Source organism: Mesobacillus jeotgali, assembly GCF_014856545.2.
Taxonomy (GTDB): Bacteria; Bacillota; Bacilli; order Bacillales; family Cytobacillaceae; genus Mesobacillus.
In genome coordinates, this window is record NZ_CP109811.1 from 4,565,068 (window position 1) to 4,589,356 (window position 24,289).

General features: G+C 46.9%; 21 protein-coding genes. 4 read left to right on the forward strand and 17 right to left on the reverse strand.

The features are described from left to right. Nucleotides 1-255 precede the first annotated feature (255 nt). Complete coding sequence (locus tag FOF60_RS23065) at nucleotides 256-1,890, forward strand: SWIM zinc finger family protein (protein WP_192471884.1); 1,635 nt, start codon at nucleotides 256-258, stop codon at nucleotides 1,888-1,890. Between the two features lie 491 nt (nucleotides 1,891-2,381). Further along, complete coding sequence (locus FOF60_RS23070; RefSeq protein ID WP_192471883.1) at nucleotides 2,382-5,207, forward strand: DEAD/DEAH box helicase; 2,826 nt, start codon at nucleotides 2,382-2,384, stop codon at nucleotides 5,205-5,207. Nucleotides 5,208-5,249: 42 nt separating this feature from the next. On the opposite strand, the gene FOF60_RS23075 is transcribed toward FOF60_RS23070, so the two are convergent. From FOF60_RS23075 to ssb, 3 genes are all read right to left on the reverse strand, one after another. Beyond that, complete coding sequence (locus FOF60_RS23075; RefSeq protein WP_192471919.1) at nucleotides 5,250-5,822, reverse strand: YdcF family protein; 573 nt, start codon at nucleotides 5,820-5,822, stop codon at nucleotides 5,250-5,252. 236 nt (nucleotides 5,823-6,058) lie between these two features. Further along, a complete protein-coding gene (locus FOF60_RS23080; RefSeq protein WP_192471922.1) occupies nucleotides 6,059-6,265 on the reverse strand; it encodes a hypothetical protein in 207 nt (68 codons plus the stop codon). Continuing rightward, nucleotides 6,258-6,674 carry a single-stranded DNA-binding protein gene (gene ssb, locus FOF60_RS23085; protein ID WP_192471882.1) on the reverse strand — a complete coding sequence of 139 codons (417 nt, stop codon included), beginning with the start codon at nucleotides 6,672-6,674 and terminating at the stop codon, nucleotides 6,258-6,260. The genes FOF60_RS23080 and ssb overlap by 8 nt, the downstream gene beginning before the upstream one ends. A 260-nt stretch (nucleotides 6,675-6,934) precedes the next feature. Between ssb and FOF60_RS23090 the strand changes: the two genes are divergently transcribed. Beyond that, a complete protein-coding gene (locus FOF60_RS23090) occupies nucleotides 6,935-7,369 on the forward strand; it encodes a YwpF family protein (RefSeq protein ID WP_192471881.1) in 435 nt (144 codons plus the stop codon). A 194-nt stretch (nucleotides 7,370-7,563) separates the two neighbouring features. Here the strand turns inward: FOF60_RS23090 and FOF60_RS23095 are convergent, their stop codons facing one another. The 7 genes from FOF60_RS23095 to spoIIID form a co-directional block, all read right to left on the reverse strand. Next, nucleotides 7,564-7,836, reverse strand: coding sequence for a hypothetical protein (locus tag FOF60_RS23095; RefSeq protein WP_225650152.1), 273 nt, complete (start codon nucleotides 7,834-7,836; stop codon nucleotides 7,564-7,566). 414 nt (nucleotides 7,837-8,250) lie between these two features. Beyond that, a complete protein-coding gene (gene fabZ, locus FOF60_RS23100; protein ID WP_192471879.1) occupies nucleotides 8,251-8,673 on the reverse strand; it encodes a 3-hydroxyacyl-ACP dehydratase FabZ in 423 nt (140 codons plus the stop codon). A gap of 87 nt (nucleotides 8,674-8,760) precedes the next feature. Beyond that, a complete protein-coding gene (locus FOF60_RS23105) occupies nucleotides 8,761-9,021 on the reverse strand; it encodes a DNA-directed RNA polymerase subunit beta (RefSeq protein ID WP_192471878.1) in 261 nt (86 codons plus the stop codon). A 19-nt stretch (nucleotides 9,022-9,040) separates the two neighbouring features. After that, nucleotides 9,041-9,889, reverse strand: coding sequence for a flagellar hook-basal body protein (locus FOF60_RS23110; RefSeq protein ID WP_192471877.1), 849 nt, complete (start codon nucleotides 9,887-9,889; stop codon nucleotides 9,041-9,043). Between the two features lie 64 nt (nucleotides 9,890-9,953). After that, nucleotides 9,954-10,772 (reverse strand): flagellar hook-basal body protein, encoded by an 819-nt coding sequence (locus FOF60_RS23115; protein WP_192471876.1) that lies wholly within the window; start codon nucleotides 10,770-10,772, stop codon nucleotides 9,954-9,956. 327 nt (nucleotides 10,773-11,099) lie between these two features. Next, nucleotides 11,100-12,104 (reverse strand): rod shape-determining protein, encoded by a 1,005-nt coding sequence (locus FOF60_RS23120; protein WP_192471875.1) that lies wholly within the window; start codon nucleotides 12,102-12,104, stop codon nucleotides 11,100-11,102. A 464-nt stretch (nucleotides 12,105-12,568) separates the two neighbouring features. After that, nucleotides 12,569-12,841: a sporulation transcriptional regulator SpoIIID gene (gene spoIIID / locus FOF60_RS23125; protein WP_031307660.1), complete on the reverse strand. Its 273-nt coding sequence runs from the start codon at nucleotides 12,839-12,841 to the stop codon at nucleotides 12,569-12,571. 390 nt (nucleotides 12,842-13,231) lie between these two features. Between spoIIID and FOF60_RS23130 the strand changes: the two genes are divergently transcribed. After that, nucleotides 13,232-14,026, forward strand: coding sequence for a LysM peptidoglycan-binding domain-containing protein (locus FOF60_RS23130; protein ID WP_192471874.1), 795 nt, complete (start codon nucleotides 13,232-13,234; stop codon nucleotides 14,024-14,026). A gap of 869 nt (nucleotides 14,027-14,895) precedes the next feature. Here the strand turns inward: FOF60_RS23130 and FOF60_RS23135 are convergent. The 7 genes from FOF60_RS23135 to FOF60_RS23165 all read right to left on the reverse strand — a co-directional run bounded on the left by FOF60_RS23135 (nucleotide 14,896) and on the right by FOF60_RS23165 (nucleotide 24,239). Next, complete coding sequence (locus FOF60_RS23135) at nucleotides 14,896-15,561, reverse strand: 3'-5' exonuclease (protein ID WP_192471873.1); 666 nt, start codon at nucleotides 15,559-15,561, stop codon at nucleotides 14,896-14,898. Nucleotides 15,562-15,957: 396 nt separating this feature from the next. Further along, the gene (locus FOF60_RS23140) at nucleotides 15,958-17,844 is read right to left on the reverse strand and encodes a DUF294 nucleotidyltransferase-like domain-containing protein (RefSeq protein ID WP_192471872.1); all 1,887 of its coding nucleotides are present in this window, start codon (nucleotides 17,842-17,844) and stop codon (nucleotides 15,958-15,960) included. Next, nucleotides 17,825-19,495 (reverse strand): sodium:solute symporter family protein, encoded by a 1,671-nt coding sequence (locus tag FOF60_RS23145; RefSeq protein WP_192471871.1) that lies wholly within the window; start codon nucleotides 19,493-19,495, stop codon nucleotides 17,825-17,827. Before FOF60_RS23145 ends, FOF60_RS23140 begins: the two co-directional genes overlap by 20 nt. Nucleotides 19,496-19,541: 46 nt before the next feature. Continuing rightward, nucleotides 19,542-19,844, reverse strand: a complete 303-nt coding sequence (locus tag FOF60_RS23150; RefSeq protein ID WP_192471918.1) for a DUF4212 domain-containing protein — start codon at nucleotides 19,842-19,844, stop codon at nucleotides 19,542-19,544. A 171-nt stretch (nucleotides 19,845-20,015) separates the two neighbouring features. After that, complete coding sequence (locus FOF60_RS23155) at nucleotides 20,016-20,198, reverse strand: hypothetical protein (RefSeq protein ID WP_167831127.1); 183 nt, start codon at nucleotides 20,196-20,198, stop codon at nucleotides 20,016-20,018. A 327-nt stretch (nucleotides 20,199-20,525) separates the two neighbouring features. Continuing rightward, nucleotides 20,526-22,130 carry a gamma-glutamyltransferase gene (gene ggt / locus FOF60_RS23160; RefSeq protein ID WP_192471870.1) on the reverse strand — a complete coding sequence of 535 codons (1,605 nt, stop codon included), beginning with the start codon at nucleotides 22,128-22,130 and terminating at the stop codon, nucleotides 20,526-20,528. A 108-nt stretch (nucleotides 22,131-22,238) separates the two neighbouring features. Then, on the reverse strand, nucleotides 22,239-24,239 hold the full coding sequence (locus FOF60_RS23165; protein WP_192471869.1) for a penicillin-binding transpeptidase domain-containing protein: 2,001 nt from the start codon (nucleotides 24,237-24,239) through the stop codon (nucleotides 22,239-22,241). Nucleotides 24,240-24,289 lie beyond the last annotated feature (50 nt).

Here is a 24,289-nt window from a genome sequence, read left to right on the forward strand (position 1 = left end):
AGATTTTACTTGTATAGTTCATTTTATATGAAAAAAACCAAAAACCAAAATGAAAACCGCCGAATTTTTGAAGAATTACTAAAAAATTGTCAAAACGGGACGTTGGTCACTACTTCATTCAACAATACCAAGAGTAATCCCTGCATTTTTTAAATTGTATATCCCCCTCCTCTAACCACCTTTTTTTGGGTATAATAAAAGAATATGTTTTTTTGGTATTGAATTTAGAAATGCTGCATGAACGGAGGAATACCTGTGGCTGTCATACCTGATCACCAGGCACCGATTTTTAAAGAAGCTGCCGCAAAACTGAATACGATGCTGAAACCCGAGGTCGAGGAGGATGCGCGCCTTGTTCAGAAAGGGCTGATGCTCTATCGCCAGGGGACGGTCCACCATCTGAAGTATATGGTGAAGTCGATCTGGGCGACGGTCCAGGACGTGACCCCGGTTCGTGTATACATAAATGTTTCAGATCCTGAGGAGAGCAGCTGCACCTGCCCTGCTAATTCCTTCTGCCGCCATCGTTTGGCTGCGTTTTTTCAGGCATACAGTGATGTTTCGAGTGTTTCGGACTGGGTCGAAACCTGGCGCAAGCCTGCAAAGGAACAGCTGAATGCGGAAAAATGGGGACTGCAGCGCGCTAAGGATTTGGTAAAAAAGGATACCCGGGCTGGACATGATTATGAGAACTGGGCTGCTTCCTTTCGGGAGAGCTTCGAGGAGATCATCAGGGGTCAGGGCGAACCGAAAGCCTATGTTGTGCCTGGATTGTTCAGGTCCTATATTCGCCGCGTTGAGGTATCCGCTCCGCTGGAGGCCGTTTGGAAAAACCTTTATCTGATCGCCGCGTCGGTCCATTCCTTCAATTTGCTCACAGAATTGGCAGGCGAACTGAGACACGATGAAGAGTCGACAATGGATCGCTATTACCGGCCGCTGTTCGAGGATTTGTTCAATGATGCTGAAGAATACGTCGAGCGCCTTGCATATGGGACGATGCCGTTTTCGTTTGATTCTTTTTTGGAAAAACTGAAGGAAGAAACAATCGGTTTGACGGTGCCCGATGCCACTGTTGGCTATGACCGAATTGATTTATACCGTTTATTATGGGAGAAACTTTTCAAAAATGGCAGCTGGCGTGATGCCGAGCGGATGCGTCTTGAAAACTTTGGCGATGACAAGCGGGACCTGATCGAGGAAATTGCTTTGATCCATCAGCTTGTTTTAGCGAAGCAGGACGGAGAGGCGTTGAAGCGATTCACTGCTCTCCCTGTCGGCTCCCTTCCATATATGTTTTATTGGCTCGACGGTTTCCGCGTGCAGCGCGAATGGAACCGGATGGGCGCTTTCATTGAATATCTCGTCCAGCAGCTGCGGAATTACCTGAAGCTCCTGGGTGATTATTACGCTTGTAAAAAATTCACTCGTTATGCGCTGAAGCTCGTTGGGACGTATACGCGTGAGATTGGCCGCGGCGAGTTGTACGACCGGGCGCTGGCACAGGCGATGCCATACAGCTTTTACGAATATGAAGATTCCTTATTTGAAAAAGAACAATATGAACAGTGGGGCGAATTGCAGTCTTACTTCGGCTTTGAATATAATTCGATTTCAAGCGAGCGGATTAAAGTTTTACAAAAAGCAGCTCCTGAGGTATTGATTCCGCTGTATCACCAGATGATCGGCGATCTAATCGAGATGAAAAACCGCAGCAGCTATAAGCAGGCCGCACGCTTGCTGAAAAAACTGCGTACGGTCTATAAAAAACTGAAGCGCGTTCCAGAATGGGAAGAGTTTTTCGGAAAGCTGCTCGTGAGGACGAAACGGCTGCGCGCCTTCCATGAAGAATGTACACGGAGCAAGCTGATTGAGGTGGAGGAAGCATAGGGACGTATCTTTTGCTCCTTTAGTTTAGAGAAACGAAGGAAGCCTAGGGTGAGGCGCACCCCACTGCTCCTAGTTTGAAGCAATGGCGGCACTTTTTCCGATGAAATCATAATTATGTGTCATCCATCGGACTCATGGTGACCTCTTTTTTGGTGCAAATCGCTTTTTCGCGTCTCCATCGGGGCAATGGCGGCACTTTTTCGGATAAAATCACAATTATGCGCTATCCACCGACCTTATGGTGACCTCTTTTTCAGTGTAAACCGCTTTTTCGTGGCTCCATCAGGGCGATGGCAGCACTTTTTCAGATGAATTCATAATTATGCGCTATCCACCGACCTTATGGTGACCTCTTTTTCAGTGTAAACCGCTTTTTCGTGGCTCCATCAGGGCAATGGCGGCACTTATTTCGGTTTAAGCGCAATTATGTGTGTTCATAAATGTAGCCCCTGTAAAAAAAACAAACTCCCCAATCAAAGGAGGTGCTTTTGATGCTTGAGATTAAGCAGATTCATATAGATGTGATGCCGGTTGCGGGTGGGCGGTATTTTTTGAGTGCTGAGGACTTTGATGGTTTTGACCTTAAGATCTCTGAATGGAAGAAGCTGCTCTTTTTCCGCCATAAGGAGAGTTACTTCGGGACGATGCTGGACTCGGAAAAATGGGGTCCTGCCGAGGGAGTGACTTTGAGCGCCTGGCAGCTGGTGACGCTGTTCGGTGAGGAGAGCTTCAACCGGCTTGTCGAGTGGGAATGGGATGACCTGGGCGATATCTGCCTGTCGACGGCCCATGCGATTTATGATGCGATCCTCGCGAAGGAATGGCATCCTGATTTTACCCAGCTTGATGGCGAGGATTTCCGCTGGAAGCTTCCGGTGAGTGTGCTCGATGAATTTCATGAGCCATTCTGGGAGGAAACGTTGAAAATCAATGACGGTGAGCTTCTCGTGCGGAATTTCGTGGCGGACCTATTCCATCATGCGCTCGATTCTTACTTCCATGAAAACGAGACGATGAAGTATCTGCTTGGAGACAAGCTTGATGTTCTGCGGAAAAAGCAACTATCAGCTTCGCAGCTGGCTGCTTATTTTGACGAAGACCGATGGCTTGAGTGGATTGGCCTGAAGGAAAATCCGGCGCCGTTTTCAATCGGAATGCGTCTCGAAGAACCAATCGATGATCTTGGTGATTGGAAGCTCGGGTTATTTTTGCGCGGCAAGGATGAACCGATGCTGATTGAAGCACGCGATTATGAAAGCTATCCTGCTGGCTGGGACTTTTTCAGCGATAAGATTGAGGATGAAGAAAAGCGGCTTGCATCGATTTTCCCATGGATTGAGGAAGATGGCCGCCTGAAGTCCACCCTCACTGAGGATGAAGCGTGGATGTTTTTAACCGAAGCGAGCGAAACGCTGATTGCGCTCGGCATTGAAATCCTCCTTCCTTCCTGGTGGGAAGCGATCAAGAATGCGAACTTGAAGGTGAAGGCACGCTTGAAGGGACAGACTGGCTACCGCCGCTCGTTTGTCGGCTTGAATGCTATGCTTGATTATGACTGGCGTTTTTCAATGAACGGTGTGGACTTGAGCGAGGATGATTTCCAGCGACTGGTGAATGAAAAGCGCCGGCTTGTTTATCTGAAGGGCCGCTGGATCAAGCTTGACCATGGCTTCATCCGCCAGATCCAGGATTTGATGAAAAAGGCCGATAAGGAAGGCCTGCACATCCGCGACCTGCTGCAGCAGGAGCTGTCTGATGAGGAAGAAGGCAGTGAAGGACTCGAGGACCCAAGAGCGTTCGCGAAAATCCAGATCGAGCTGAACCGTCACTGGAAGCAGATGATGAAGCAGCTCTCGGAAACGAAGGAAATCCCGGATATGCCGGTGCCTGCCGGCTTGCATGGTGAGCTGCGCCCGTATCAGAAGCTCGGCATGAACTGGCTGCTGTTCCTGCGGAAATATGGATTTGGCGCCTTGCTTGCCGATGACATGGGGCTCGGGAAAACGATTCAGCTGATCTCTTATATCCTGTCGGTAAAAGAGCAGGAAAACGACGATCACTCTGCATTGATTATCTGCCCGACTTCCGTTCTCGGAAACTGGCAGAAAGAGATTGAGCGTTTCGCTCCGGACTTGCGCGTCCACCTGCATTACGGGCCAAACCGCCTGAAGGGTAGCGCTTTTACCGAAGAAGCCACAGCCTCTGATATTGTGCTGACATCCTATGGACTGACGCACCTCGATTTCGATGAGCTTGAAAGCATTGAATGGAGCAGCATCGCGATTGACGAGGCACAGAATATCAAAAATGCCGATACGAAGCAGTCGCGTGCGGTGCGAAAGCTGAAGGGCAAGCACCATATCGCCCTGACCGGAACGCCGATGGAAAACCGCCTGTCTGAGCTGTGGTCGATTTTCGATTTCACGAATCGCGGCTATCTTGGCAGCGCCGGGCAGTTCCAGAAGCAGTTCATCCTGCCGATTGAAAAAGAAGACAAGAAGGAAAAAATCAGCCAGCTTCAGTCGCTGATCAAGCCGTTCCTGCTGCGACGGACGAAGAAGGATGAAGAAGTGGCGCTGAACCTGCCTGACAAGGTCGAGCAGAAGGAATACTGCCCGCTGTCTGCCGAGCAGGCTTCGTTATATGAGCAGCTTGTGAAGGACACCTTTGCGCAGATCGAGACCTTGTCGAGCTTTGAGCGCAAGGGCTTGATTTTACAGCTGCTGAGCAGGCTGAAGCAGCTGTGCAACCACCCTGCTTTATATCTGAAAGAGGAGAATCCGAAGCATTTGGTCGATCGTTCTGCCAAAATGGAGAAGATGATCGAGTTGGTGAGCGCCGTCCTCGAACAGGAAGAAAGCTGCATCATTTTTACTCAGTATATCGGAATGGGTGAAATGATCCAATCCGCGCTGAAAAAGAAATTCGGCATTGATGTACCGTTCCTGAACGGCAGCCTGCCGAAGACGAAGCGTGATGAGTTGATCACAAAATTCCAGAACCGCGAGTTCCCTGTGTTCCTGCTGTCGCTGAAGGCTGGCGGCACCGGGCTTAACCTGACCGCGGCAAACCACGTTGTCCACTACGACCGCTGGTGGAATCCGGCCGTCGAGAACCAGGCGACTGACCGCGCCTACCGCATTGGGCAAAGCCGCTTTGTGCACGTGCACAAGCTGATCAGCACCGGAACGCTGGAGGAAAAAATCGACGCCATGCTCGAGAAGAAGCAGTCGTTGAACGACCAGATCATCCAGAGCGACAGCTGGATAACCGAGCTATCGACCGATGAATTGCATGAGCTGGTGTTTTTATCATAGTACCATCACCAGGCCACGAAGCTTTTGCTTTGTGGCTTTTTTTTACCTAAAAGGCAAACTAAAAATATAGCCGATATAGAAAAACAACTCTCGCATGAAAAACCGAACTTTACTATCCAGTGACTTATACACAGAAGTTTGTGTCGGGGATGAGTAGGATTCCTCCATTCCAGTGTTTTTGGCCATTAGCATGGCTCTTTTCATATGTAAAGGATCGCTGACAATCGTAAATGTCCTGAAGTTTTGCTGAACTGCAATTTCATAAGCGTAGGTTAAGTTCTTTTCCGTAATTCTTGATTTCGTTTCAATCAGGATGTCCTCCGGGTTAACATTGTTTTTAATAGCATACTTCCTGGCAACCTCAGACTCTGCGTACATAGCGCCCTCACCCTTGCCGCCGGTAAAAATGATCTTATCGACGTACCCATTCTCATAAAGCCAGATTGAATGATTGACCCGCTCGCGCAAAACAGGAGATGGCTCATCACCCCAGGCAGCAGCACCAAGCACCACAGCCACATCCGTTTTCACATGTTGAATCTTATTACTGAAAGACCAAATGCTGAACGCCGAATAGCTGATGAAAATAAATAGGACTAGTATTATGGCAAGCATTAATCTGACGCCGATTTTTTTGGTCAATTGAAATCAATCCTTTGGCAGGGTGTTTTTTCTCCATTTTAGAAGGATTATCCAGTTTATTCAAATAAATAGAAAAAAACCGGCTATAAAAGCCGGAAGCAATATTGAGGGTATATTGGAGATCGGGTTATTGAATTTCTCTCTTAAAGATCCTTTTTGAGGCTATTATGAGGAAAATTCACAAGTGATGTAAAAAATAATTCCGTTCATTATTTTCTTACGTATTCTTTTCTACTTGAATTTGGTCGTGGCGGTTCGGCAATGAAGGAGTAGACGCGATTGATCTGCTGTTCTTTGGAAGCGGTTTCGAGCTGGCGGACACGCTTGGTGAGTTCGTCGATCTTCTCATTGTTTTTTCCAACCATTTTAATCAGGCTGACAAGCAGCTTTTCGATTGAGTCGGTTTCATTATGCAAATGGAAGCTCCTCTCTCTGCGGTGCTGCTGGTACAGTCTGCGGCTGTTGAGGTGGTTGTGAAGCTTGCGGCGCTTCCCTCGTACTGGCCGGTTTTGTGCTTAAAAACCTTACTCCTTCAGCAACGACTTCAGTCACGTAGACACGTTTACCTTCCTGGTTATCATAGTTCCGCGTTTGGATGCGGCCGGTGACTCCAAGGACGGAGCCTTTTTTACAATAATTCGATGTGTTTTCTGCTGTTTTTCCCCAGAGGATGCAGTGGACAAAATCTGCTTCAATTTCGCCGCTGGCATTTTTGTAATGCCGGTTCACCGCAAGCGTTATATTCGATACCGCCTTGCCATCGGGTGTGTACCTGAGGTCCGGATCCCTGGTCAGCCTGCCGACTAGCGTTACTTGATTGATCACTTTTTCATCTCCTTTCTCCTTGATATCCCGATGATATTCCTTTTTAGGGCTGCGGTAAAATGGCGAAAATCGTGATTTGCCTGTAAAAAACCGAGTCAAACAGTCATGGGAACCCCGGATAATTGAGTTTTCTAACCATATCACCCTGCCAAAAATGATTTTTACCAATTCTGAAATTTTTCTTTCGACAAAATGGCTTTTTTTCGTTTTCGATTCATACTGTGTTATAATTTGGACAAGAATTACGGGAGGTGGTTGACATGAAGACGTTTAAGTTGATTTCAATGCAGCTTGCTGATGATGATTCTTTAGTGGATATCGAAATGAAAGACGGCCTGATTATCAATAAAGAGGATGAGAAAGGAACCTGGCTCGTCGAGGTTTTTGCTGATCATAAATACATTCCGTATTTCCAGGATGCTTGCGACAATGACAAAGAAATCATCGTTCAAGTCGTCATCACCAAACGGGAGAACGACCCGGCAGCCTTTTTGACCAAAGTTTGCTGCGTGAAGAAGCTGAAGACTCATGCCAGCATCCTCTTAACAGGCAAGCTCACCAAGCCGAAGAGCGATTATCCTGAAAAACTGCTGGAGTATCTGCTTGATAAAGGATTCAAGGGCGAGGAACTGCTTGCAGAATTCAAGGAAAAAATCATAACAAGGCCGCAGATTTTGCAGCCGAAAAAAGTGTAATGAAACTCCCGCTGACAGGCTGGAGTTTTTTTTTGCGAAAAAAGAGTGGCTAATTATAGTGGCAGGAATGACTGAGGGTTTCTCTGGGTATAACCCATTGGAGCTCTCCTTATCAAAAATAAATAGGCAGAACTGGCCCGTGCTTTTCGAGGTAAAATAAATGGGCAGGAATTTTCACACCTGCCCTTTTACCATTATTGATCGTTATTGTCTTCGTCGTTCATATCAAGTTGATCTTCAACAGCGTCTTCGCCTGGCTCGTTGTTGTCCTCCATCATGTCACCGTCGTTTTCAGTGTTGATGTCGTTGTTTTCGCCGTTGTTGTCATCCATCATGCCGTCATCGTCGACATTGCCGTTGTCATCCGCCGGATTCTCGATGTCCACATCATCATCTGGAGGAGGATCCTGGTCATTCGCACAGCCTGCAAGGAACATAGCCGATAGCAATGAGCCACCGATTAACATTAATAGCTTTTTCTTCATGAGTAAAAGCCCCTTTCATTAATAGGTATTTTTGAGACCTGTTGCACGGGTCTGCTGTTATATTGCCCACCAATGAAAAAAACTTGCATGTTTTTTTGTAAAAATTACCCGTTTTTTATGCAGATAAATTTTTTCGTGACATTGTCCAGAGGTTATGGAGCATAGTTTATCGAAAATAACATCGTTTTCCATAAAAATTGGACCTCTTATGGAGCTGGTAAAATTATTCTCTTAGTTTTAGTCGATAATTTCTCAAAAATGTCCGTTATTCTCCCGAAACTCATCGTGAATCTTTCACTTATCTTCCAAAATCTCTCGAAAACCGCTCGGAATCTCTCGTTTTTCCTAATTATGTAAAAAAGAACCCACCATGACGCGTTGGGTCCCCTTCTAAACTTATTTAATCGCAAATGTAATCTCTGCTTCACAAGCCAGCTCACCATCTACTGTAGCGACGGCTTTTCCTTTTCCAATCGGCCCGCGCAGCTTGATCATTTCCACCTCAAGGCGAAGCTGATCGCCTGGTTTAACCTGCCTTTTAAAACGGCAGTTGTCGATGCCGGCGAAGAAGCCGATTTTGCCGCGGTTTTCTTCCAGCTTCAAAACGGCAACTGCTCCAACCTGCGCCAATGCTTCCACGATCAGCACACCGGGCATGACCGGGTAATCAGGAAAATGGCCGTTGAAGAATTCTTCGTTTGCTGTTACATTCTTGATGCCCACTGCTCTTTTTCCTTCTTCGATTTCGACAATTTTATCAACAAGCAAAAATGGATAGCGGTGCGGGATGATTTCTTTGATTTGGGTAATGTCCAACATTTTTAGTACCTCCTACTAATACTTACTAACTATTGTACTAAATAAACCAAATAAAAAGGAAGGGAAATCTCCCTTCCTTCTGAAAAATTATTCTCTGTTAACCAGATCAATAATATGAGTCCAAGTTGACTTTTCAAAAACATCCTTCGCTTCGCCCCCGCCCATCACGGCATAACCGAACATGGCGCCCAGCACGATGCTTGCGGCTAACAGAAGGATCACAATCATAATCCGAAGCCAGATCGGAATAAGGCGAACCCGGATTCTTTTCTTTTTTTCGCGTGTCTTCTTGTTCTTTTTCACTTCTTCACGCGTTATTGCTTCTTGATTATTCTCGTTCAAAGCCATTTTGATTGTTCTTCCCCTCTTAACGGATTCCATTCACTAGCCCGAGCATTTGATCGGCCAATGTAATCGATTTTGAGTGGAACTGATAGCTCCGCTGTACATTGATTAAATCCGTCATTTCTTTACTCATATCTACATTCGATTGCTCGAGGACACCTTGCTGGATGGCGATTTGATTCCTCAGAGGGCCTGTCAGGTTCGTCATGACCTCTTCCTCCGTTACGCCAAGCTCAGCCAGATTGTCTGGCAATCCAAGCAGATTCGCCCCTTTTTGCTCTAAAAATTGAGGCTTATTAATCAATACTACACCAAGATTCACTTCTTGGCTTGTCCCATTGTACATTTCCGCTGTTAAAAGGCCTGATTGATTGATATTAAACTTTTTGACATTCCCAGTTATAGTGATTGGCTGGTTGTTCTCGTCAAGAATCGCATGCCCATCACTATTGACAAGCATTGACTCATTATCAGATAGCGGCGACAGGTAAAGTGCACCGTTACGTGTCAATCGCATCGCTGAGCTGCCATCCTCATTCTGGACCATCGCACGGTAAAATTGGCCTTCTGCCGTAAAAGCAGTATCCAACGGCCTGTCCGTCGTCTTGATATTGCCTTGCGTCAGATTCATCTGTATCTGGCCTAATCTTGCCCCATTACCCTGGCGAATATTAAATGGTGTCAGCCGGTTCTGCGGCTCAAGCGCATTATTAGGCTGGTTGCGATATTCCTGTACAAGCAGGTCGGTAAAAGACGCTTCCCTGCGCTTGTATCCGGCTGTATCGACATTTGCCAGGTTGTTGCTGATCATGTCCATCTGCTTTTGCAGCTGGGATAATGTATTGGTTGCGGTAAACATTGTTCTGTTCATATTTTATACCTCAAACCGCTTTCAGTATAGGAGAGCGATTCCTTTTAAAATTTGATCCAGAATTCTATAGCCTTCCGATTTCGTTCGCAGCCTTTTCCATGCTTTTATCATAAGCCTGGAGAATCTTCTGATTCGCTTCGAACGCTCGATAAGCTGACATCATGTCGGTCATCGTCCTGCTGATATCGACGTTGGATTGTTCAAGGAAACCTTGCTGAGTCCTGAACTGAACACCCGCAGTGCCAAAAGCAAACGGCAATTCGCCGCCATCTTCTGTGCGGAACAGCCCGTCGCCTTCTTTTACCATCCGCAGCGGATTATTCGCATAAGCAACACCAAGTGTAGCACTCTCGCCATTTTCACCTGTCAGGATCCCGCCTTCCGAGACTGTAAAACGGTCACTCGAGAGCTGGATAGGCTGGCCAGCTGAATTCAGCACATAGTGGCCGCTGCCAGTCGTCAAATACCCTTGCGCATCAATCGTGAAATTTCCATTCCTTGTATAACGAACTGTACCGTCCGTGTTTTGCAAAGTAAAAAACACCGAGCCATTATCAGGCATATTTATATCAAGCAGCGCCAAATCCGTCTTCCGTCCCGTTTCGCGCAAATCACCCTGGATGAATTTCGGAACCGCTTCCTGCATGTATACACCTGTATTGATTGTGCCAATCTCCCTGTTGAACGGCAGATTCAAGCCATTCTCTGTCGGGATTTGCTGCTTGTCGAAGCGCTGCAGCAGCATTTCCGGGAACGCCCGCATTCCCGCCTGGTCGGCTTTGTATCCCGGCGTATTGGCATTTGACATATTATTCGTCAGCATTTCCGTCCTGCGCTGCTGTGCAAGCATACCGGAAGCTACTGTATAAAAACCTTTGAACATAGTTCCACCTCACGAAAAGCGCAAGCGCCTTGGTCATCCCCGACAAGCGCTGGAGGGCCGACCGGTGAAGTCGTTCTTTGACTTCATTGGGCGGACCGAAGCGACCTCGAGGGGATAGGCGCTGGAGCTAGACAGTTATCTAATTTTAAATTCTATAACAGGGAATTTTTTCACTACTCTCTATTATAAGAAATATATCGGCAAGAAACATTAAAAATTTGCAGGAAAATGTAGGATTTTGGGTTTTATTCCAGAAAAATTGGGTAAAACCGAAAAAAAATCTGGAATCCTTCAGCAGTTTTACCGAAGCAATTCCAGATTTTTGTTTTAGACGATTCTGCGTCGACCTGCGATCCGGTCGATGTTATCAAGCATGATTCCTGTGCCGATAGCCACGCAATCCATTGGGTTATCGGCAATTAACACCGGAACCTTCAATTCTTCCTGCATCAACTGGTCGATGCCGTGAAGCAAGGCACCGCCGCCTGTCAGAATGACACCGCGGTCAATGATGTCAGCGGATAATTCAGGTGGAGTTTTCTCAAGCACTGTTTTAGCCGCTTGTACAATCACAGCAACTGATTCCCTTAATGCCTTTTCGATTTCTTCGGAACGAACCGTAATCGTGCGCGGAAGTCCGGATACCATATCACGGCCGCGGATTTCCATTTCCTCACTGCGGCTGCCCGGGAAGACAGTTCCGATTTGAATTTTGATATTTTCAGCTGTTCTCTCGCCGATTAACAGCTTATATTCACGTTTAATGTAATTTAAAATTTCAGCGTCGAATTTGTCGCCGGCCATTTTAATCGATTGAGACGTAACGATGTCTCCCATTGAAAGGACAGCTACATCCGTCGTGCCGCCGCCGATATCGACAACCATGTTCCCGCTAGGCTGGAAGATATCCATGCCAGCGCCGATTGCCGCAACCTTTGGCTCTTCTTCAAGGTAAACCTTCTTGCCGCCGCTCTTTTCAGCTGCTTCCTTGATCGCTTTCTGCTCCACGCTCGTAATGTTCGTCGGGCAGCAAATCAGGATGCGCGGCTTGGAAAGGAAGCCTTTTACGTTCAATTTATTGATAAAATGTTTAAGCATAGACTCCGTTACATCGAAGTCCGCAATAACCCCATCCTTCAACGGGCGAATCGCTACGATATTGCCAGGTGTACGCCCAACCATCTTGCGCGCCTCTTCCCCAACAGCCAAAACCTTGTTCGTGTTCTTATCAATCGCCACAACAGACGGTTCATTCAAGACAATTCCTCGACCTTTAACATGGATCAACACATTGGCTGTACCAAGGTCAATCCCGATATCCCTTGCAAACATTTTGCTTTTTCCTCCTTGACAAATGGCTGGCTGCGGCTGATTAAGCCTCGTGATCTCAGCTGACGAAAAGCCTCATCTATGTAAAAATAGATCGCGATGTCCGAGAATACACAGACGCTGCCGCAATCTGCGAACCATATTCTACCCTAATTGTTTATTTTATCACAACAATGTTAAATAAGTAACTTCCAGCTGAAAAATTTGAAACATTTTGTTTAAATTTGTCACAATTAAAAGGTTGAATAATTCAGAAGCACTTGTTCAAGTGGATAAAGAGGTCTTGTCCGTTTTTCCCCTTGATAAAAAGGCGGCAGCCTCCGCTATGTATTAAAGCAGAATCATACACGCCTTTTGTGGCGATGCCCGGCTTTTCTGGATCTAAGCTGGGCATTTTTCATTCTTATGTCGGCAAATTTCACAATGCTGAATTACGGTCCCTCCAATCTGTCTGTTTCAACCTTTCTTCATTTAACCGGCTCTTCTTCCCTTTCCTCTTTGCGGTATTTCATTTTCGTGGCTTCGCCGCCTCTCAGGTGACGGATCGATTTATGATAATCAAGGATTTCTTTTACTTCATTGGCAAGGTCAGGGTTGATCTCAGGCAATCTTTCTGTCAGGTCTTTATGGACTGTACTTTTGGATACGCCAAACTCCTTCGCTATGACACGAACTGTTTTTCTCGTCTCCACGATATACTTTCCAATCTTGATTGTTCTCTCTTTGATGTAATCGTGCACACCACTCGCCCTCCCTAAATTGGATGTGAGAAGTGTGAAATGAGACTCGCTTTTATCGGCTAATATTGCATTCCGCAAAAATTTCGCTGCGGCAGAAGGTTGGTCCTTCTGGATATTACTAAGATTAATCATGTCCCCGGCTGGATTCTCATATTGTTCAAACGATTCCTCACCTCAAACACTCTCTTTGTCGGTTTGTAACATTTTATTAGCTTGGTTGAGGATATATGCACGAAAAAAGCAATAGGGACAAGGTATTGTAAAGTTTTTTGAAAAATTCAACTATTTTAAGCAGAAAAACTTTCCTATATACCCATTTTTATGTACACAAAAACCTGTTTCTTCCCGAATTTCTGTTGAGGAGTGAATTTTTATTGGGGGAGAAGAGACTTGATTACCTACAGACAGACTAGAAAACAGAGAATCAGAGAGCAAAAACGCAAAGTAACCTTAAAAAGGAACAGAAAGCTGATCGGTGCAGCTGTAGCCGGTTCGGTGGCTGCGGGATTGCTGCTTGGTTTCGGCCAAAAGAAGACAGATGCGGTCGGATCCTTTTATACCGTAAAGAAGGGCGATACACTATACAGCCTGGCTAAGGAATTCGATACATCGGTTGAGATGCTTCAGGAAGTGAACTCACTATCAACAGATTTCATAAGAGCCGGACAGCAGCTGGAGGTACCTCTCGAGGCTGAAGCGGGTGTTTATATTGTGAAAAAAGGAGACACTTTGTTCTCCCTGGCAAAAAAATACGGGGTAACCGTGAAGGATTTAAAAAAGGAAAATAAATTAGTCAGTGATTCTATTTATGTTGGACAAGCCCTTTCAGTACCGACTCATGGTTTCGAAACTGCTGAAGGAATTTACATCGCCAATCCAGGGGATACGCTGTTCAATATCTCCCAGCGATTCGATGTCAGCTTGAAAGAATTAAAGCAGGCTAACGGGTTGAAGGAAGACATGGTGCTGATTGGCCAGCAGCTCGTCATTCCCGGTGAAATTGAATTCATGGATGCAACCATTTCCGGGGCAGCCGATAATTTCACTGTTGAGTTCGAGTCCGACGGGGATGCAGTTCCATTGAAGGTTTCCTATAAAACAGCACGGAAATATGAGGAGCTTGCTGGGCAGCGGGTCCTCGCTTCTTATAAAAATGGTGCGTTGATTGATATGCAATTAAATTGAAATGGTTAGAAAAAGATGCTTGGAGTACAGAGAACTCTAAGCATTTTTTTGCGCTCTAAAAAGGGCATCCAGTCATTATTTGTCCATAGAATTATTTATGAAAAGATAAATAGTGTAGTATACAAATGTCAAAAAAGATACCATATACAAGTTGGAGAAATCCGTTTCACCATAAACCAAGTATGTAAAACCTATCCAGCCCAATACTCCACTTAGAATCATGAAGAAAATATGCTTAAGATAATCGACAAATTTTCCAGTTGCAGGAACAGGGTTCATTACCACTGAATATATAACTCCCCCTATTAAAACCAATGGAATCACAAAGAATACCATCGATATCAAACTCGTCAGTAACGTGGAGAACACTACCTTTTTTAGCCTATTTCCTATCATATTTCCTTTTGCCCCCATACTAATTACAAATAGTATCCAGAACCCCTCAGGATTTTTAACTATACACATTTTAATATATTCAACTTAACATATCGACTATTGGCGTTATGAAACTCTTAATTAATGGTCTCAATAATGGAATATCAACCAAAGAAAAGAGCAGTTCCATTCCTTTTGAACTGCCTTGTCGTAATTCATAACAATTTCCCAAGACAAAGAGGAAAGCTGCTATCACCCATTCATAACTGCATTGATCACATATCTCTGGGAGATTTACATTGTTTTCAATAAACTGCTTCAACCTCGTAGCGCTAACCGATATGCCTAGTTTCCATCAAACCTGCGTCGCACGTATCGCCAGACGATATACATTATTTCCAGTAAAGCGCATTAACCGCGTATCGCTAGCCGATATGCATTGTTTCCAGTAAAACTGCATGCGCCCTATCGCTGTCCAATATGCCTTATTCCCATTAAAACTGCATCGAACGCGCCTGGCTTTCAGTGGCCTTAACGAGCTCGCCCCAGGTGGAATGTCCTCGGTCCTTGAACTGCTGCAGCAATTCGGTGAACAGATAGGCTGTGGTCAATGCATCGCCTACTGCGCTATGGCGGTCATATATACGTGTGCCAAATGCCATCGCATATCGCTCCAGGTCACGCATATCGTAGGACGGGGCTATGAATCCGATTAAATCGAGCGTATCGATGGTGAACAGTTTTTTTAGCGCCAGCTTTTCACGCTTCAGTTCACTTTTCAACACAAGGTGATCGAAGCCGACATAATGGCCAACAAGGCATACTGCCGCGTGTGACCCAACGTAGTCAAAGAAATCATGTATCGCCTCTGCCGCCACCGGTGCTCCAGCAACTTTTTCATTCGTAATGGATGTCAGCTCAATTATTTCCCGAGAAATTTGTCGCTCCGGGTTTACATATGTCTGAAAACGGGCATTTTCCATCACTTTCATCCCACTTACCGGAACAGCACCAATTTCAATCAGCCGGTCTGTGGTCGCCACCTGGAATCCAGTTGTCTCTGTGTCGAAAACAATAAAAGTCAAATCATCGATTCTAGTCGATAAAGGGATTTTTTCGTACGTAAGCGGGCAGGAAATATTCTTTCGTTGAAAAAACATACAAGCCTCCTCTCAAAGTGCCTGTCTTCAAGTTTCTAACTGACATCAATGTCTATAGCTTCTCCGCCAGATCTCAACAGGTTTCTCTCTATATAAGTTGAACTAGAAAGTTTACCTTTTCATTTCGCTCCAGGTGCTTCGCTTTCCGCGGGCGGCCTGGGAGCCTCCTCGGCGCAAGCGCCTGTGGGGTCTCCCACTGACCTTTTATCCCGCAGGAGTCTTCGCACCTTCCGCTTCATTCAATGGGTAATTCTTAAGTTCAACTTATATAATGAGCGGGGGCCGTACCTGTCACCAACAGAATTTTGCCGAATCTCTTTCTAGTGACCGTCGCCGTGTATCACCACCTAGATATCGCATATTCCCTGGTCCCCATCATTCCAGGCCCAAAACCCATTACACCGAAAATCTAGCAAAAACCATTCCCTGCAGTTCGCGAAGTGTTCGCAGGCTCAGGATGAGTTCATCCTTTTGTCTGGTAGACATGGTGGTGAATGATAGGATGGAGCTCCCACCTTTATTTCCCCACCTTTGCCTGATATAAAGGTCAAGCACATGGTTGAAAGCCTCTTTTAAATCTTCCGCGAATCCTTCGGTAAAAATCCCTTTGTCTTTCAAACTAGCGATCTTCTCCAATGGTGTTCCAGGGATTCCTCCGTAATAGAGCGACAGGATTTGCAGGCTGTGGTGGAAGGGGAACAAAATCTCTTTTTTCATATCGATGCTTTTCCGGCCGAGCTTGAACAGGGCACGGATCGGTTCGTCCAGCGTCGGAATTTCCTGCTCTCTTTCGGCCTGGACCATCCGGTAAAGGAAGATTTTCGAACGGTCGAGCAGTTCGGCGATTTTTGCTTCGAACTCCTTGTCTAACGCTTCACTTCCTGCCACGAAACGATAGGAAAAGAAGTTATGTGCCAGTAGCAGGTTTTCATTTGTGGACTGCAGCATCCATTTGCGTACGCGATCCTGCCACTGTAGCAGCGTTCCCCTCCACTGCTCCTCACTCGACATCATCAAGCCCTTGCAGCGCGAGTAGCCGGCTGCCTCCAGCTTTGCAGTGATCTCTGAACCCAGTTTTTCAAAATAGCCATGCTCATTCGTATCCCCATACACAAGGAAATGATCCTGGTCTGTCAGCATAAATTGTTCCCCGCGGCCGGCAGATCCCATTAAATAAAACGCAAACGGAGCAGGTGGCTCAAGCCCTTTCTTGCGGAGTGCCGCAAGAGACAGCTCGACTGCCCTGCCGATCAATCTGTCGTATAGCTTTGTGATGATATCCAGCAATGCTATAGCCGGAACACGGTCTCGCAGCAGCGTTTCGGTCATTTCATAGATTGCTGCCTTTACCTCAGGCAAATTGTTTTCATCGGCCTCGTCAATCTTCTTTATCGTCCTCATTACACTGTCATTCTTTTTCCGGAGCAAATCGGTCAGTGTGACTACCCCGGAAATCTCCCCCTCATCGACCACGGGCAGATGCTTGATACCGTTCAGTAAAATTTTAGATAAGGCATCGTAATAGTAAGCGAACCTGGATATCGTCACAGGATTTTCCGTCATCACCAGCCTGGATGGACTGTCAAATGGAATGCCCTTTGAAACGACCCGGCCTACGATATCCCGTTCTGTTATGATTCCTTTCAGCTCACCATCCTCGACCACCAGTACAGAACTTGTTTTACTTCCAGCCATTCTTCGCGCTGCTTCCTGAATGCTCGTGTCAGGAGTAACGGACGCGATTTTATCACTCATCAGATCCTGAACCCTTGCTAAAATCGTTTCGCCCTCGCCAATTCCCCTGGCCATTTTGACCTGCTCGGCAAGGGACCCGTACACATCCCTCAGCCTGATTGCGACCTGGGCCAGCAGGTAGTCATGGACATCCTGGTCTTCCCACCTTTTTGCCAGTACGGAAAAAGGGATTAGCAGTGCCCGGACTTCATCTGCAGCCCTTACTCCGACATTTGCCTGCGTTTTTTCGGCACTCGTCAACCCAAGGAACTCTGCCAGACTTGAAAACCCTACAATTTCGCCTTTTCGGGTGACTTCAAGAACTTCCTCCTGTCCGGCAGCATTCTTCACGACCACCTCGGCATTTCCCTGTAAAATCAACAAAAGCCCCTGACGAGTCGTGTCCGCCTTGAGCATCATTTCGCTTTTTCCATAGGTAAGAGTTTCACATTCCTCGACATGGGAAAGGGCCGTGCGTTCCTCCACCCCCTGGAATAGGGGGTGGAACTGCACAGCCTTCCAAATTTCCTTATACTGATTTTGTTGCATCGTCATTCATCCAAACTTCGCCGTTCTTATAGGTCATCTGTTCAGGATAACGAAGGTCGAGTACTTCCTCCTGAATTTTTTGCGAAGGTGCTGGAGTAGCAAGCGATACAATGACATTCGCAAGGATTGCAGCTGTAGCGCCGAATACGCCGGCACCTGTGTCAATGATGCCAAGGATCGTGAAGCCGCCATACTTTGCCGCGAAAATGTATCCCAATGTCACCGCAAGACCGACGAGCATACCTGCAATAACACCCTGTGAATTTGAACGCTTCCACCATACACCAAGGATCAAGGCCGGGAAGAAGGTTCCGCTTGCCAGAGCGAAGGCCCATGCAACGATTTGCGTGATTGCTCCAGGAGGATTAAGCGCAATGATTCCGGCAAACAATGTAGCGACAACGATAGAAATACGCGCTACATTCAGACGTGTTTTTTCCGTAGCGTTTGGCTTCATGACACGGTAGTATATATCGTGCGCAAAAGCCGAAGAAATCGCGATCATTAAGCCGCCGGCAGTTGAAAGAGCCGCGGCCATAGCGCCTGCCGCTACAAGTCCGATGACGAATACGCCAAGGTTTGCGATTTCCGGTGTCGCCATAACTACGATATCGTTTGAGATGATCAATTCACTCCACTGTAGGACACCGTCGCTATTACCATCGGCAACCTGCAGCTTTCCTGTATCAACCCATGTTTTCGTCCAGGCAGGAAGCTCACTGATTTTGCTGCCGGCAACCTTTGTCATCAGGATAAAGCGTGAGAATGCCGCGTAAGCAGGTGCTGACAGGTAAAGCAAGCCGATGAAGAGAAGTGCCCATGCACCTGACCAGCGTGCAGCCTTCATCGTTGATACCGTATAGAAACGGACGATGACGTGCGGAAGTCCCGCCGTACCGGCCATCAATGTAAACATAAGAGCAAGGAACTGCCATTTCGTGCCGTTAGTGAATGGCGCGAAGTACTCGGAGATCCCAAGTTCACGGTCGAGCTCACCCATTTTGCCAACCAGTTCACCGTAGGAAAGCCATGGAAGTGCACTGCTAGTTATCTGGAGAGACATGAAAATGACCGGAATCAAATAGGCAATGATCAAAATGATATATTGTGCAACCTGTGTCCACGTAATCCCCTTCATACCGCCGAAGGCAGCATAAGTAGCGATCAGGACCACACCGATCATCGTGCCGAGCTTCGCATCGATTTCGAACAGTCGCCCGATTACCACACCGGAACCGGAAAGCTGCCCGATCGAGTAGGTGAAGCTGATGATGATCGTTGAAATGGCCGCAATGACGCGTGCCGTGTGGCTGTTGTATCGGTCACCGATAAATTCTGGAACCGTGTAGCGGCCATACTTCCTGAGCTGTGGCGCAAGCAGGAAGGTCAACAGCAAATATCCGCCCGTCCAGCCCATGATATACGCAAGGCCGTCATAGCCGAGCAGCATGATCGTACCGGCCATCCCGATGAAGGAAGCGGCACTCATCCAGTCAGCGCCGATCGCCATCCCATTAAAAATTGGCGGAACGCCGCGGCTGGCAACGTAGAAATCGGACGTCTGCTTAGCTGTATTGTAAATCGCAATCCCGATATACAAACCAAATGTAGCTAATATAATAGATAATGAGACCAAGAATTGTGTATCCAAAGTTCTCCCCCTTATTCAAACGCTCTTTTTTACTTTCTCCGTGACTTTAGTGATCCAGGCTCTTTCCTTCGCTCAGCTTGACGTTCTTCTCCTCATCGATTCCATACTTCTTGTCGATGCCATCGCTAAGTTTGGCGTTGACAAACAGCAGAATGATGAACGTGACCACTGCCCCCTGCGCTCCCATGAAATAGTGGAACGGGAAGCCGCCGATTGAAATCTCGCTCAGTGGTTCGGCAATCATGACCGCGCCGAACGAAACGAGGAACCAGACGATGAAATAGATGATCATGTTACGGGTTTTTTCACGGAAATACGCGTCAGCAACTGACTTATCAATTTTCTTCACATTTACACCCCTTTGGTTTTGCTTATCCCCTTTGTATAATCCTTCATGAATGACAGACACAGCCTTACATTGAAAGCTTTCTTCACTCCCTTATTTTTATAAATTTTAATTATATGAACCTTGCGCCAGGCAAAGTTGATACTTATGAAAATGAATTTAACTTTGAGTGAATTAACTTAAGCTGAAGATGAATTTAACCGTTTCAAAAAATGGAGCCGGTACCATGATGATTTGGATGAGGAAGTAGAGAAATATGCTCAGGAACGGGACTGCCAGGTAAATTAACTTGTTTTTTCTTAAACCCATGAAAAGGCTTATGCCGGTAATCACCAGCAGGCCAATTAGAATGATCACGTTGATTCCTCCTGCGTAAAAGTTTTTTGCATATATATGAATAATTATTTATTTAACTAAATCTTTAGAAAATTTAATTTAATTATCCATATAATGTCCAGGCAGGTCAATACGTTATTTTTAAAAAATGTAATCGCTTTCTGTGTCGATATTTTTCAGACCGTGGGAAATACGTTAGTCACAGTAAGGGTTTGACGGAGTCTAAGGTATGGGAGTTTGTCGAAAAAAATTTTTTAGCTTGTTTCCATAGAATTGCTCTGTTTGTAATGATTTTCAGAATAGTAAAAGGAACACTCGCCTTTGAGTGTTCCTTCATAGGAATATAATTTACCAGCAGGCAATGGCGCCGTCGGTCCGCATTTCGGTTCCGCCGGTCAGGACGCCGGTTTCTGGATTGCGGACAATGACCTGGCCGCGGCCAAAGCTTCCGCCATCATATGCTACCTTCAACTGATGTCCGCGTGCCGCAAGCTCCTTGACGATATGATTTGGGAAGTTGTGCTCGACTTCGATTTGCTTGCCGCTGATCCACTGCCAACGCGGTGCATCAAGTGCAGCCTGCGGATTCAAGCCAAAGTCGATCATATTCATTGCCACCTGGACATGTCCCTGCGGCTGCATATAGCCGCCCATCACGCCAAACGGGCCGACAGCCTGGCCATCCTTTGTGATGAAGCCGGGAATGATCGTGTGGTATGTCTTTTTGCCCGGAGCCAGCGCGTTCGCATGATTCGGGTCAAGCGAGAAGTCATGACCGCGGTTTTGCAGGCCGATTCCCGTGCCAGGAACGACAACACCTGAGCCGAAGCCCATATAGTTGCTCTGAATGAACGAAACCATATTGCCTTCGCCATCGGCAGTCGACAGATACACCGTTCCGCCTTTAGGGAGCTGGCCAGGTTCAGGCATTCTCGCTTCATCGGAAATTTTCGCACGAGCGTCCTCCCCGTACTCTTCTGACAGGAGGTCTGCTACCTTCGCCTGCATTGTCTTAGGGTCGGTCACATATTCCTTGCCATCCGTGAACGCCTGCTTCATCGCTTCCAGCTGAAGATGGACACCCTGGACGTCATCGCGATGGGTAAACTCGTATCCTTTTAAAATATTCAATGCCATCAAGGCAACGATTCCTTGGCCGTTCGGCGGGATTTCCCAAACGTCATGACCGCGGTATGAAACAGAGATCGGTTCCACCCATTCAGGATGATAGTTTTCAAGGTCGGATTTACTCAGGAATGCTCCTGCTTTTTCAGAGGCTTCAGCGATTCTATCAGCCAGCGCACCCCTGTAAAAGCTTTCCCCATTCGTTTCGGCAATTTCCTGGAGTGTGTTCGCATGGTCCTCCGATTTCCACATCTCGCCTGCTTCAGGAACTCTGCCATCAGGAGCGAAGACACGGAACCACTCATCGTACTCCTCGCCCTGGAAGCGAGTCTTGTAGGCATTATAAGCACCCTTCCAATATTTTGCGAGAATAGGAGTCAGCGGGTACCCATTGCGCGCATAATCAATTGCTGGCTGCAGCACTTCCGTAAGCGGCAGGCGCCCAAATTTTTTCGATAACTCCGCCCACGCTGACGGCGCTCCCGGTACCGTGACCGGAATCCAGCCATGCGAAGGCATTTTTTCATGGCCAAGCTTCTTCACTTTTTCGATTGAAATCGATTGTGGAGCAGGACCGCTCGCATTCAAGCCATATAGCTTGTCTTTTACCCAGACAAGCGCGAACGCGTCGCCGCCAATGCCGTTGGACGTCGGCTCCACAACCGTCAGGCATGCCGCCGTTGCGATCGCAGCATCAATCGCGTTTCCGCCCTTTTTTAAAATATCAAGCCCTGCCTGCGCAGCAAGCGGCTGTGACGTAGCAACCATCCCCTTGCGCGCCACCGATGCCATCCGCTGAGAAGGATAAGGATATGTATGCAAAGACATTTTGATTCCCCCTAGTAATTTTCGTCTTACGAAATATTATATCAAAATAATTGAAAATTCTAAACAAAAATCCAAAAACAAAGCCCGGCCCGAATCGGCCGGACTTTCCTACATTCCATTCTGAAGTCTTAATTCATAAAATTCCTTCACTCGGGTCACGACATCCTTTGACCCGGAATCCTCGATCATCATTGCGACGATCATATCGGCGGATTGCGGGTTATAGGCGACGAACCACCCGAGCTCCCGGCCCTTATCGCCCTGCTTTTCCTTGATTTCTGCTGTGCCCGTTTTACCGGCGAGCGGATAGTTGGCGATCAGGCCATTGTGTGCTGTTCCTTTAGGATCGGTGATGACCTTTGTCAGCATGTTGCTTAGAGCCGCTGCATTGGCTGGGCTGACCAGGCCTTCCTGCCAGATTTGTCCCTGTTTATCTTCCATATTCAAAATTGGTTTAATGAGGTTGCCCTCGTTGACGAATGGTGAATACGTCGCTGCAAGATGCAGAATATTCATTTCAACCTGCCCCTGCCCATAGGCAGAGTCCGCCAGGCTGATTTCGCTGTCAATCTTGCCGATTTGCGACGGCTCGATCGGATAGAGGTATTCCGGCTGATCTTCAAAGCCGAATTTCTTCAACCCTTCTGTAAAAGTATCCTGACCCATTCCGAGCGCTGCCCTCGCAAAGTAAATATTATCCGAATAGACCAGCGCTTTTTCGAGGTTGATGCTGCCTACCACATTGGAATATCTCGTCACTTTATAGCCGCCCCATGAAGCGTCCTTACTCCACTGTTTCCCGGTGATTTCAAAAGCAGTATCCAACTGGAGCTTTCCGCTCTCAAGGCCGATTGCCGCTGTGATCGGCTTGATTACAGAGCCCGGCACATAAGTCATCTTGAATCTATTAAGCGTCGGCATGAGCGGATTGTCTTCTAGCATTTTCCGTCTGTTTTGCGAGATTCCGAGTGCCATTTCATTCGGGTCGAACCCGGGCGAGCTGACCAATGCCAGCGTCTCACCTGTGGTCGGATTGATGGCCGATGCTGTGCCTGCTTTTCCTTTTAGCTGGTCGTATAATTGCTGCTGTGCGACAACATCGATCGTCAGCTGGATATCCTTCCCATTTTCCACTGGCTTTTCAGCAAGCGTCTTGACCGTTCCATCCTCTTTTACAATCGAGATTCTGACTCCGTTTGTTCCTTTTAACTGTTCTTCGAGAACCTGTTCAAGGCCGCGGCGGCCGATTAGGTCGGTTGCGGTGTAGCCTTTACCCTCCAGTTTTTCCAGGTCATCGGCGAGGATTGGGCCGACATACCCGATCAAATGGGACAATGCCTCTCCGTATGGATACTCACGGGCACCGACCATCTGACTTGTCACGCCATTAAGTGCAAATAATTTTTCATGAAGCCCTTTATCTGTCTTCGAAACTTTTTTCAGCGGCACGAACAATTCAGGTTTTACCCAGCCGGCATTCATTGCCTTGTTGATTTGCTCCTCCGACATGTCGAGCAGCTCCGCAAGCTTGGTGATTGTCTGCTCTTTTGGCTCCCCCAACTTGCCAGGGACCACTCCGATCTGGACAGCCGTCCCATTGATCGCGAGTCCATTCCCGGCGCGGTCAAGGATGCTGCCGCGTTCTGCCTGAACATTTTTGAAGCTGATTTTATCCCCTGCTTCGAGCTCTGGGAAAATGTACGTCGTATTCCAGTCGACATACCAATTGGTCTCATCTTCACGTTCTTCTTTTACAAGAGCAGCATTATGGTCGAATTCGATTGGACCAGCAGCGCTGTTCATTTTAGCCGAAAAAGGAAGTTCTGCATTTGCTTCATGCTCCTGCTCTTCTTCAGGCTGATTGTAGCTGACCTTCAGCTCGCCGATCTCTAAATCTTTGTAAATTTTATTATAGCGAGAGACGAAATCCTCCTTGGAGATGGAATCCTTCGCTTTTTCTGATAAAAATCCATACATCTCATCAAACTTTTGATCATTCCAGAGCTTTACGTATTGGGAAAACCGTTCTTCGGGAGTCGGCTCCTTGCTGCAGCCGGAAATGATGGCGGCAATGACAACCGACAAAAGTATTAATAGTACCCGTTTCATATGTATCCCTCCTCTTGTCTGATTTTACCATACAATTTCCATTTAGATAA

What these genes read in the sequence shown, in the direction of transcription:
- ggt (WP_192471870.1), bottom strand. Translation starts at nt 22,130, where the DNA reads ATGTCTTTGCATACATATCCTTATCCTTCTCAGCGGATGGCATCGGTG.
- FOF60_RS23115 (WP_192471876.1), bottom strand. Translation starts at nt 10,772, where the DNA reads ATGTTCAAAGGTTTTTATACAGTAGCTTCCGGTATGCTTGCACAGCAG.
- FOF60_RS23120 (WP_192471875.1), bottom strand. Translation starts at nt 12,104, where the DNA reads ATGTTTGCAAGGGATATCGGGATTGACCTTGGTACAGCCAATGTGTTG.
- FOF60_RS23070 (WP_192471883.1), top strand. Translation starts at nt 2,382, where the DNA reads ATGCTTGAGATTAAGCAGATTCATATAGATGTGATGCCGGTTGCGGGT.
- FOF60_RS23075 (WP_192471919.1), bottom strand. Translation starts at nt 5,822, where the DNA reads ATGCTTGCCATAATACTAGTCCTATTTATTTTCATCAGCTATTCGGCG.
- FOF60_RS23090 (WP_192471881.1), top strand. Translation starts at nt 6,935, where the DNA reads ATGAAGACGTTTAAGTTGATTTCAATGCAGCTTGCTGATGATGATTCT.
- FOF60_RS23095 (WP_225650152.1), bottom strand. Translation starts at nt 7,836, where the DNA reads ATGTTAATCGGTGGCTCATTGCTATCGGCTATGTTCCTTGCAGGCTGT.
- FOF60_RS23105 (WP_192471878.1), bottom strand. Translation starts at nt 9,021, where the DNA reads ATGGCTTTGAACGAGAATAATCAAGAAGCAATAACGCGTGAAGAAGTG.
- FOF60_RS23140 (WP_192471872.1), bottom strand. Translation starts at nt 17,844, where the DNA reads ATGCAACAAAATCAGTATAAGGAAATTTGGAAGGCTGTGCAGTTCCAC.
- FOF60_RS23135 (WP_192471873.1), bottom strand. Translation starts at nt 15,561, where the DNA reads ATGTTTTTTCAACGAAAGAATATTTCCTGCCCGCTTACGTACGAAAAA.
- fabZ (WP_192471879.1), bottom strand. Translation starts at nt 8,673, where the DNA reads ATGTTGGACATTACCCAAATCAAAGAAATCATCCCGCACCGCTATCCA.
- FOF60_RS23165 (WP_192471869.1), bottom strand. Translation starts at nt 24,239, where the DNA reads ATGAAACGGGTACTATTAATACTTTTGTCGGTTGTCATTGCCGCCATC.
- FOF60_RS23110 (WP_192471877.1), bottom strand. Translation starts at nt 9,889, where the DNA reads ATGAACAGAACAATGTTTACCGCAACCAATACATTATCCCAGCTGCAA.